Below are 10,000 nucleotides of genomic sequence, written 5' to 3'. Positions count from 1 at the left end.
CCTGATAGGGAGAGGGCTTTTTCGTTCAGGCGATCAATGCCCCGCTTGCGCCGCCAAAGCTGCGAGGAGCAGCAGCGCGACGATGTTGGTGATCTTGATCATCGGGTTCACGGCGGGGCCGGCGGTGTCCTTGTAGGGATCGCCGACGGTATCACCCGTGACGGCAGCCTTGTGGGCTTCGCTGCCCTTGCCGCCGTGGTTGCCGTCTTCGATGTACTTCTTGGCATTATCCCATGCGCCGCCGCCCGAGGTCATCGAGATGGCAACGAACAGGCCCGAGACGATCACGCCGAGGAGCAGCGCGCCGAGGGCGGCGAAGCCGTTTTCTTGGCCGCCGACAGCAGTGATCACGAAGTACACCACGATCGGTGCGAGCACCGGCAGCAACGACGGGATGATCATTTCCTTGATCGCCGCCTTGGTGACGAGATCGACGGTGCGCGCGTAATCCGGCTTCACATCGTAAGTCATGATGCCGGGGTTTTCGCGGAACTGATCGCGCACGTCCTTCACCACGTCTCCGGCGGCGCGGCCCACTGCGGTCATGCCCATGGCTCCGAAGAGATAGGGCAGGAGCGCGCCGAGCAGGAGGCCGACGATGACGTAGGGGTTTTCAAGGCTGAACGACACGTTGAGATCGGGGAAGAACTCCCGGAGGTCGGTCGTGTATGTTGCGAAGAGCACCAGCGCGGCGAGACCCGCCGAGCCGATGGCATAGCCCTTGGTGACGGCCTTGGTGGTGTTGCCCACCGCATCGAGTGCGTCGGTCTTCTCGCGGACCGAGTCGTCGAGGCCTGCCATTTCGGCAATGCCGCCGGCGTTGTCGGTGACGGGACCATAAGCGTCGAGCGCGACGACCATGCCGGCCAGCGCCAGCATCGCGGTGGCGGCATAGGCGATGCCCATGAGACCGGCGAGTTTGAAGGCGATGATGATGCCCGCGCAGATCACGAGCGTGGGCAGCGCGGTCGCTTCAAGGCTGATGGCGAGGCCCTGGATCACGTTGGTGCCGTGGCCGGTTTCCGAAGCCTTGGCGATCGAGCGGACCGGACGGTAGTTGGTGCCGGTGTAGTATTCCGTGATCCAGATGATCACGCCGGTGATGACGAGACCGAGGAAGGCGCAGTAGAACAGAATCCGGCCGCTGTAGGCCTGATCCGCGATCGGCGCTTCCATATTGCCGCCCAGCGAGTGGCTGATGGCCCACCAGATGGCGGGGATGGAGAGCACTGCGGTGACAAGGAAGCCCTTGTACATCGCGCCCATGATGTTGTTGCTGCTGCCCAGACGGACGAAATACGTGCCGATGATCGAGGTGACGATGCACACGCCGCCGATCAGCAGTGGCATCGCCATGAGATCGAGCAGGTTGGGCGCGTTCTTGAGGAGGAGCGCGGTGAGGATCATCGTCGCGCCGACGGTGACGACATAGGTCTCGAACAAGTCTGCGGCCATACCGGCGCAATCGCCGACGTTGTCACCTACGTTGTCTGCGATCACGGCGGGGTTGCGTGGGTCATCTTCCGGGATTCCGGCTTCGACCTTGCCGACGAGATCGGCACCGACGTCTGCCGCCTTGGTGAAGATGCCGCCGCCGAGGCGCGCGAAGATCGAGATGAGCGAGGCGCCGAAGGCAAGGCCGGTGAGGGCGAGGACGACGGTGCGATCCTCACCGCCGACGCTGTAGCCGCCGGGACCGGTGAGATACCAGAACAAACCCGCAATCGCGAGGAGTGCAAGGCCCGCCACGAGCATGCCGGTGATTGCGCCCGCGCGGAACGCCAGCGTGAGGCCGGCCTGCAGGCCCGTCTGCGCAGCGGCAGCGGTGCGGACGTTGGCCTTGACCGAGATGTTCATGCCGATGAAACCGGCGACGCCCGAAAGCACCGCGCCGATGACGAAACCGGCTGCCGAGATCGGGCCGAGCGCGGCGGCGACGATGACGGCCATGATGACGCCGACGATGGCGATAGTGGTATATTGGCGCTTCAGGTAGGCTTGCGCGCCTTCCTGAATGGCGGCGGCGATTTCCTGCATTTTTGCGTTACCAGCCGGTGCGCCGAGCACTTGGCTGCTGGTCACGAAGCCGTACACGACGGCCACGAGCCCGAAGACAATGGCGATTATGGTGAGACTCACTTCAGACACCCCCTTATTTACCGGCTGCAGTTTCAGCCGGTCCCCGTCGTTTGCGGGTCGGGACGAGAGGCTAGTGCATAATTTGCATGTCGCAAGCCTTTGCGTGCGATTTTTCAGTAATGCTCGTAGCCGAGGGGGCCTTCTGGCGGCGCTCCACCAACAAGGAGGGTGGACTGGCCAGCAGGCAGGACAGCGCCGATCTGGTGTGCGGGGCAGGGCGGCGCAGCGCGGAGGGGGAGCGTGAACAGCAGTTCGTAATCGTCACCCCAGGCCATTGCCTCACGCGCGCGGTGCGGCGGCAGGCTGGCGGGAAGGGGTATGGCTGCGGGATCGAGCGCGATGGTCACCGCGCTGGCCTGTGCCATGCGGGCGGCATCGAGCAGCAGGCCGTCCGAGACGTCCATCATCGCGGTGACCAGCGGGGCCAGTGCGCGGCCTTCGGCAAGGCGGGGCATGGGGCGGCGGTAGGCGGAAGTGTCGGCGGCGGTATCGCCCGCTGACAGAGCCTCGAACCCCAGCATCGCCGCACCGACAGGGCCGGTGATCCAGACGCTGTCCCCCGCCTGCGCGCCGCTGCGGTTCGGCACGGGGCGATAGGTGGCGCGGCCAAGGGCGGTGAGGCCTACGGTCTGCGCGGCGGGGCTGCGCACCGTGTCCCCGCCGAGCAACGGTACGCCGAAGTGCGCCAGCGCTTCGCCAAGGCCTTGCGCAAAGCGGGTGTTGTCCTGCGCCAGAGTGTATCCCAGCAGCACCCCGATTGGCTCGGCGCCCTTGGCGGCAAGGTCCGACAGGTTGGTGGCGAGGAGCTTCCATGCCACGTCTGCCGGATCCTGCCCCGCCAGCCAGTGGACGCCCTCCACCATCATGTCATGCGTGAGGACGAGCGTTTCGCCGCCCACCTCCAGCACCGCGCAATCATCGGCAAGGCCGCGCGCCGCCGGATGCGAGGCAAGCCCCCGCAGCGCGGCGATGAAGGCGGTCTCGCCCGATGACATGTCAGTCCCCGGTGAAGACCGGCGCGCGCTTTTCGAGGAGTGCGTTCACCGCTTCCTTGTGATCGGCCGTTTCGTGCACCAGCGCCTGGAACGCGGCGGACAGTTCGAGCACGTCGCCCGCGCGGCCATGCTGGGCTTCGCGCAGCAGGCGCTTGGTCAGGCGCAGTGCGCGGGGGCTGTTGGCCGCGACTTCCTCGGCGAGCGCCATGGCCTTGTCCATCAGGCTCTCAGTGGGCACGACATCGCCGACGAGGCCGATGGACTTGGCATAAGCCGCATCGAAGGTGCGCCCAGTGAGGAACAGCTCTGCCGCCAGCGGATAGCCGATCAGCTTCTGCAAGGTCCACGCGCCGCCATCGCCGGGGATGATGCCGACCTTGATGAAGCTGGCGGCCATCTTCGCGCTGTCTGCCGCCACGCGCATGTCGCACACGCAGGCGAGATCTAGCCCGAGGCCGATGGCGTGGCCGTTGATCGCCGCGATCATCGGCACGTCGCAATCGAGCATGGCGCGCGTGGCGCGCTGCACGCCGCGGCGATAGTTGGTTGCGGTCGAATCGGGCTGGTCGAGCGGGCCGATGCCCTTGCGATCACGAATGCCCTTGATGTTGCCGCCAGTGCAGAAGGCGCGGCCTGCGCCCGTCAGCACGATGGCGCTGACCGAGCGATCATTGCCGAGGCGGAAGAAGGTGTCGACGATGTTGTCGCAATCTTCCAGCGTGCCGATGGCGTTCATCGATTCCGCGCGGTCCATGGTGAGGATGGCGATGCGCCCGCGGCGCTCTTCGTGCAGGAATGGGGTGGTCATGGCAGCTCTCCCGAATTGCCCCTCTGGGCTGTGACACTAGCAATCTTGCGATTGCGATGGCCCGCGCGCTGCCATAGTGACGGCAGCGATGCAAATATTCCCGCTCCATCCGTTTCGCCCCGAGGGCGATATTCCCGCGCTGCGCCAGCAGGTTCGTGATCTGGTGGCGAAGCATGAAGCCACCTGGCCGGTCGAGCACCGCGCCAATTGCTGGTTCAGTTTCGATCAGGAATTTTCCAAGGCGCTCGGCCAGGCCGGGCTGCTGGGGATGACCTGGCCCAAGCAATATGGCGGGCAAGAGCGCACCCTGCTCGAACGCTATGTCGTGCTGGAAGAGCTGCTCGCGGCGGGCGCGCCTGCGGGTCTGCACTGGATTGCCGACCGCCAGACCGGTCCGCTCCTGCTGCGTTATGGCACCGAAGCGCAGCGCGAGAAGTACCTCCCCGGCATGGCGCGCGGTGAGGTCTACGCCTGCATCGGCCTGTCCGAGCCCGGCTCGGGATCGGACCTCGCCAGCGTGCGCACCTCCGCCAAGAAGACCAACGAGGGCTGGCGGATCAATGGCCAGAAGGTGTGGACCAGCGGCGCGCACAAGAGCCACGCCGCGCTCACCCTGCTGCGCACCGAGGAAGGCAGCGAGCGCCACACCGGCCTTTCGCAGATGATGATCGACCTTGATACGCCGGGGATCACCATCCGCCCGATCATCGACATGACGGGCACGCACCACTTCAACGAGATCTTCTTCGAGGACGTCCTCCTCCCGCATGACGCGCTGGTCGGCACCGAAGGCAATGGCTGGCAGCAGGTCGTCGCCGAACTCGCGCTCGAACGCTCGGGGCCGGAGCGCTATCTCTCCAGCCACATGCTGCTCGTCGCGCTGATCGACGCGGTGGGGCCGGAGCCGGACGCGCCGACTGCGCAGCTGATCGGGCGGCTTACGGCGGAGATGTGGACACTGCGGCAGATGTCGATGTCCACCATCGCCAAGCTGGCGGCGGGCGAGGACCCGGTGGTCGAGGCGGCCATCGTCAAGGATCTGGGCAACGCCTACGAGCAGGCCCTGCCGCGCGCGGTGCAGGCCGCGGTTGACGCTGATCTTGCCGGCAAGAGCGACCTTTCGCGCCTGCTGTCGTGGGTTCTGGTGGCGAGCCCGAGCTTCTCGCTGCGCGGCGGCACGCCGGAAGTGCTGCGCGGAATTATTGCCAAGGGACTGGGGCTGCGCTGATGAGCGACAATCGTACTCTGCTCACCGATATGGCCGCTGGCCTGTTCGCCGATCTTTCCGGCAAGCCCTTTGCCGAAGCCTGGCCGCAAGTGGCCGAGGCGGGCTTCTCCACGCTGCTGGTGCCCGAGGATGCGGGCGGCTTTGGCGGGGACTGGGGCGATGTGCTCGCCGTGCTGCGCCTTGCTGGCCTCAACGCGCTGGCCGCGCCGCTGGCCGAGCCGGTGATCGCGCATTACTTGCTGGCGAAGGCGGGGATTGCCGCGCCAGAGGGCCTGATTTCCATCGCCGCGCCCGGAGCCCGTGTGCCTTATGGCCGCCATGCTGCGGCGGTGGTGCATGTGGATGGCGGCACGCTCTCGCTCTACCACGCCGATGCCTGCTCGTTCGACGAAGGTCTTTCGCCCGCCGGTGAGCCGTGGGATGCCGTGACCTTCACCGGTGCGGCAGCGGAAAGCGCCGCGTGCGATATCGATCTGCTGGCGCTGGGTGCATTTGCCCGCGTGGCGCAAGCCTCGGGCGCGCTGGAGGCGGCGTTCACGCTCGCCATCGATCACGTGAACACCCGCGTCCAGTTCGGCCGCGCGCTGGCGAAGTTCCAGGCGGTGCAGCAGGCGATGGCGGAGTTTTCCGAGGAAGCCGCAGCCGTCGATGCCTCAGCCGCAGCCTGCGCGGCGGCGCTGGATTACGGGCACGCCAGCTTCGAGATCGCGGCGGCCAAGCTGCGCATGGGCATCGCCGTGGACCGCGCCGTGCCCATTGCACACCGGATGCACGGCGCCATCGGCTTCACCATCGAATACGCCCTCAACCACCTGACCCGCCGCCTGATGGGCTGGCGCAGCGAATTCGGCGGCGATGCCTTCTGGGCAGAGCGGCTGGGCAAGCGCGTGGCGGGGCTGGGCGGGCATGGCCTGTGGCGCGAGATGGCGGCGCGGACGGACCGGTTGGTGGGGTGAGGGGGGCGGGGGCTGCGCTGTTAAAAGCAGCAGTAGTACGTCTAAATCAATATGAGCCTTCGAAGGCCGTCAGATCTTTCAGATACTGAGCCGAGGCAATCAATTATTTTCGAAAGAGAGCGGCCGAATGCGTAAGATTTTTCTCGCCATTTCATTTCCTCGGCGTTGTACTCCTTGAGTGCTTTCTTTGCTCCCTTGTGCGTTAATTCTAAGAACTCCGAATAACATGTTAGGGCGCTCTGAACATGTTGCTGAAGTTCAGAGATGACTCGCTCGTCGAAGCCAAAATCTACGGCCGCAATCGCTTCAAGCCGCTCAGTCGGGCTGATGGCGATCGTTGCTTTTAGGTCGTTCGGCTGCACTCGTCCATCGCGCGCAAATATCGCCAATAAATATATAATTCCAGAATAACAAGTTAACATTCGGCTGAATTTTAACTTCAGATTCTTTATTTTGTACCGTGAATCTCCGTCTTTTCTATAAAATTCATAATTAACACAAAAAGTTCTCCACATCCTAATAATGTCGTTGAATAAAAATGCCGGAGTAAATGTTTCTTCGTGGCCATTGTAATCACGAAAATATTTGCAAATCACGAGATTAATAGTCTTCTCGTACACTTGAGATCCGACAAGCGGCTTGCTCTCAAGGAGCATCAGCATTCGGCCGGTTAGAGTGTTACGGAAGTCATCCTCGTTAGAACCGAGCCACTCTACGAACGATTCCATTAAATGAGATGTAAGAAAGCGGCCGCCTCCATCAAATTTGGCTAGATCATTTTTCTCAGCAGTTTCAATAATTTTGCTTTTGATCTTTATTTCATCAACTGCGCTTAGTTGTGATTTTTCAGGATCATCAGCTCTGCTGTCGGTAATGATAAAGAGATCAAGATCGCTATCGGGGCCAGCTTCAAGCCGACCGAAAGATCCGGTGGCATAGACGCACGCTCTGTTACCAAATTGCGCGTCCGTATCCTTCAAGTCCGAAATGATTTTATCCAAGCGTTCCCGAGCGGCCACCCGAGCCGTGAAAAGATACAAATTACTCATGAATTTCTTCCATTGCGAAAACGTTGGCAAATATTTCTGCCTGCTCAGTGGCATCGTCAAGAGCATTGTGGGTGTGTGGAAAGCTTGATCGAACAGCTTCTGGGATACGTGACCGACCAGACTTGCTAATCATGCGACCAAGCTTGATTGATAGAGCTGTCTTTATGTCAAAGCCCCTCGAATGCGCAAACGGCGATCCGGTCGCCGAAAAGCGCATGAAATACCAATAAAGCCACATCCAGTCGAAGCTTAGTGGATATGCTACTATAACCGGTGAACCGATGCCGGCGCGTTGCCGCACCCAATCTGCCGCCTCGGTCATCGCGACAGCAGGGTTAGCTCCCCGTTCGAGGAGCGCAGTGCGGTCGAGTCCATTTACCGCGAGAGCTTCACGTTCGAACGAATCAGAAATTGGGCAGAGTTCGACGTAGAATCGGTCGACGTAAGCGGGCGGACGGTAGAATGTGGTACCGTCGAAAGCGCCTGCATACACCAAGCCAAATGACAGCATCGAGAATGGACCGGGAATAGGGCCATCAGTCTCGACATCTGCGGAAAAATAGACGTCGTACCCTTTGGGTGCGGCGTCCGGATATCCCACGACAACATCGAGTGGCTTGTTACACCGCACGGCTTGCTCCCGCTAGGTAGCAAGGTTGGGGCGAGGAAGTTTGAGTCGGCAGGCGTGAAGAGATCATCACATTGCAGTGGACGATAAACCCATCGTGCTCAACCATAGAAACCACAGGTGAAGCTCACCGGTTGGGCATCTATCGAGCCAAGGTGACGCCTCCCAAATGATTGTAAATGGTTATAGCAAGGTCCAACATCGAAGCGCCGGATGGCCAGCGTTGGGGGTACTTATGCTTCCTATTGGAATTGGAAGTTCCCACTCTACCCGCCGCCCTTGCCCCCCCCCCCCAGCCCCCTTAATCGTTCAGTTAAACGAACGCATACGGGAGTCGAGAGCCATGGCTGTAGCCTATATCGTTGATGCAGTGCGGACCGCTGGCGGGCGGCGGAATGGGCGGTTGGCGGGGGTTCATCCGGTCGATCTTTCGGCGGCGACATTGGATGCCATTGTCGCGCGGACGGGGATCGATCCGTCCAAGGTTGAAGACGTGATCATGGGCTGCGTGTCGCAGGGCGGGCAGCAGGCGGGGCAGGTGGGGCGCAATGCCGTCCTCGCTGCGCGGCTGCTGCCGGATTCGGTCCCGGCCGTGACGATTGACCGCCAGTGCGGCTCCTCGCAGCAGGCGATCCAGTTTGCCGCGCAGGCGGTGATGTCGGGCACGCAGGATATCGTGATCGCGGCGGGCGTGGAGAGCATGACCCGCGTGCCGATGGGCTCCACCGCGATCTTTCACATGAAAGAGGGGCTGGGCAACTACAAGTCGCCGGGGCTGGAAGAGAAGTATCCGGGGCTGATGTTCTCGCAGTTCATGGGCGCGGAAATGATCGTGAAGAAGCACGGCTTCACCAAGGATCAGCTCGATGCCTTCGCCTATAACAGCCACCTCAAGGCGATTGCGGCGACCAACGCGGGCGCGTTTGGCGGCGAGATCGTGCCGATTGCCATCGAGACGGCGGACGGCCCGGCGATGCATACGGTAGACGAAGGCATCCGCTTTGACGCCACGCTGGAATCCATCGCGGGCGTGAAGCTGCTCTCGCCCGATGGTCTGCTGACGGCGGCCAGCTCCAGCCAGATCTGCGATGGCGCGAGCGCGGCGCTGATCGTTTCGGAAGCGGCGCTCAAGGCGCACGGCCTCACCCCGCTGGCGCGCATCCACAACCTGACCGTGACGGCGGGCGATCCGGTGATCATGCTGGAAGAACCGCTCTTCGCCACCGACCGCGCGCTGCAGCGGGCGGGGATGAAGATCGGCGATATCGACCTCTATGAAGTGAACGAGGCGTTCGCTTCGGTGCCGATGGCCTGGCTGAAGCACACCGGCGCGGACCCGGAGAAGCTCAACGTCAACGGCGGCGCGATTGCGCTGGGGCACCCGCTCGGCGCTTCGGGCACTAAGCTGATGTCCACGCTGGTTCACGGCTTGCGTGCCCGGGGCAAGAAATACGGCTTGCAGACGATGTGCGAAGGCGGCGGCGTTGCCAACGTGACCATCATCGAGGCTCTCTAAGTCTCTACAATCCGAGAGGAAATACAATGGAAGTTTCTGCCAATACCCCCGCTGTCGTCACTGGCGGTGCCTCGGGCCTCGGCGCAGCCACCGCGCGTGCGCTGGCTGCCAAGGGCGCCAAGGTCGCGATCTTCGACATGAACGCGGAGAAGGGCGAAGCCCTCGCTGCCGAACTTGGCGGCGTGTTCTGCCTCGTCAACGTCACCAGTGACGCTGATGTCGACGCCGGTTTCGCCAAGGCCCGCGCCGCCCACGGGCAGGAGCGTATCCTCGTGAACTGCGCCGGGATCGGCAATGCGATCAAGACCGCCAGCCGTTCCAAGGAAGACGGCTCGATCAAGCACTTCCCGCATTCGGACAACGATTACGTCATTCAGGTCAACCTGGTCGGCACTTTCCGCTGCATCGCCAAGTCGGCTGCCGGCATGATGTCGCTGCCCGCCATGGAAGACGGTGAGCGTGGCGCCATCGTCAACACCGCATCGGTCGCCGCTGAAGACGGCCAGATGGGTCAGGCTGCTTACTCCGCCTCAAAGGGCGGCGTTGTCGGCATGACGCTCCCCATCGCGCGTGACCTCGCCAGCGAGAACATCCGCGTCAACACGATCCTGCCGGGCATTTTTGATACCCCGCTGCTCGCCGGCGCGCCGCAGAACGTGCGCGATGCGCTGGGTGCGACGG

The 10,000-nt window shown here is 62.8% G+C and carries 9 protein-coding genes; 4 read left to right on the top strand and 5 right to left on the bottom strand.

Translation table 11 applies throughout. The annotated features are described in order from the left end of the window. Nucleotides 1-33 precede the first annotated feature (33 nt). From CFE35_RS22005 to CFE35_RS21995, 3 genes are all read right to left on the bottom strand, one after another. Nucleotides 34-2,139 (bottom strand): sodium-translocating pyrophosphatase, encoded by a 2,106-nt coding sequence (locus CFE35_RS22005; RefSeq protein ID WP_292933986.1) that lies wholly within the window; start codon nt 2,137-2,139, stop codon nt 34-36. Between the two features lie 113 nt (nt 2,140-2,252). Beyond that, nucleotides 2,253-3,134, bottom strand: a complete 882-nt coding sequence (gene thiL, locus CFE35_RS22000; protein WP_292933985.1) for a thiamine-phosphate kinase — start codon at nt 3,132-3,134, stop codon at nt 2,253-2,255. A 1-nt stretch (nt 3,135) separates the two neighbouring features. Beyond that, a complete protein-coding gene (locus CFE35_RS21995) occupies nt 3,136-3,942 on the bottom strand; it encodes an enoyl-CoA hydratase-related protein (protein ID WP_292933984.1) in 807 nt (268 codons plus the stop codon). A gap of 88 nt (nt 3,943-4,030) precedes the next feature. On the opposite strand from CFE35_RS21995, the gene CFE35_RS21990 reads away from it, so the two are divergent. Together CFE35_RS21990 and CFE35_RS21985 are read left to right on the top strand one after the other, a co-directional pair. Further along, complete coding sequence (locus tag CFE35_RS21990) at nt 4,031-5,170, top strand: acyl-CoA dehydrogenase family protein (protein WP_292933983.1); 1,140 nt, start codon at nt 4,031-4,033, stop codon at nt 5,168-5,170. Continuing rightward, nucleotides 5,170-6,126: an acyl-CoA dehydrogenase family protein gene (locus CFE35_RS21985; RefSeq protein WP_292933982.1), complete on the top strand. Its 957-nt coding sequence runs from the start codon at nt 5,170-5,172 to the stop codon at nt 6,124-6,126. Before CFE35_RS21990 ends, CFE35_RS21985 begins: the two co-directional genes overlap by 1 nt. A gap of 41 nt (nt 6,127-6,167) precedes the next feature. On the opposite strand, the gene CFE35_RS21980 is transcribed toward CFE35_RS21985, so the two are convergent. Together CFE35_RS21980 and CFE35_RS21975 are read right to left on the bottom strand one after the other, a co-directional pair. Further along, the gene (locus CFE35_RS21980) at nt 6,168-7,175 is read right to left on the bottom strand and encodes a nucleotidyltransferase domain-containing protein (protein WP_292933981.1); all 1,008 of its coding nucleotides are present in this window, start codon (nt 7,173-7,175) and stop codon (nt 6,168-6,170) included. Then, the gene (locus CFE35_RS21975; RefSeq protein ID WP_292933980.1) at nt 7,168-7,806 is read right to left on the bottom strand and encodes a hypothetical protein; all 639 of its coding nucleotides are present in this window, start codon (nt 7,804-7,806) and stop codon (nt 7,168-7,170) included. The genes CFE35_RS21980 and CFE35_RS21975 overlap by 8 nt, the downstream gene beginning before the upstream one ends. A gap of 340 nt (nt 7,807-8,146) precedes the next feature. On the opposite strand from CFE35_RS21975, the gene CFE35_RS21970 reads away from it, so the two are divergent. Beyond that, nucleotides 8,147-9,319 (top strand): acetyl-CoA C-acetyltransferase, encoded by a 1,173-nt coding sequence (locus CFE35_RS21970; protein ID WP_292933979.1) that lies wholly within the window; start codon nt 8,147-8,149, stop codon nt 9,317-9,319. 26 nt (nt 9,320-9,345) lie between these two features. Next, a partial coding sequence (locus tag CFE35_RS21965; RefSeq protein ID WP_292933978.1) for an SDR family NAD(P)-dependent oxidoreductase occupies nt 9,346-10,000 on the top strand: 655 nt, incomplete at its 3' end.

Source organism: Novosphingobium sp. PASSN1 (assembly GCF_002278815.1).
Note: the sequence above shows the minus strand (reverse complement) of the source record. Positions and strands in the feature narration are given on the sequence as shown.

Coding starts and splice junctions, on each gene's coding strand:
- thiL (WP_292933985.1), bottom strand. CDS start 3,134: ATGTCATCGGGCGAGACCGCCTTCATCGCCGCGCTGCGGGGGCTTGCC.
- CFE35_RS21995 (WP_292933984.1), bottom strand. CDS start 3,942: ATGACCACCCCATTCCTGCACGAAGAGCGCCGCGGGCGCATCGCCATC.
- CFE35_RS21990 (WP_292933983.1), top strand. CDS start 4,031: ATGCAAATATTCCCGCTCCATCCGTTTCGCCCCGAGGGCGATATTCCC.
- CFE35_RS21985 (WP_292933982.1), top strand. CDS start 5,170: ATGAGCGACAATCGTACTCTGCTCACCGATATGGCCGCTGGCCTGTTC.
- CFE35_RS21980 (WP_292933981.1), bottom strand. CDS start 7,175: ATGAGTAATTTGTATCTTTTCACGGCTCGGGTGGCCGCTCGGGAACGC.
- CFE35_RS21970 (WP_292933979.1), top strand. CDS start 8,147: ATGGCTGTAGCCTATATCGTTGATGCAGTGCGGACCGCTGGCGGGCGG.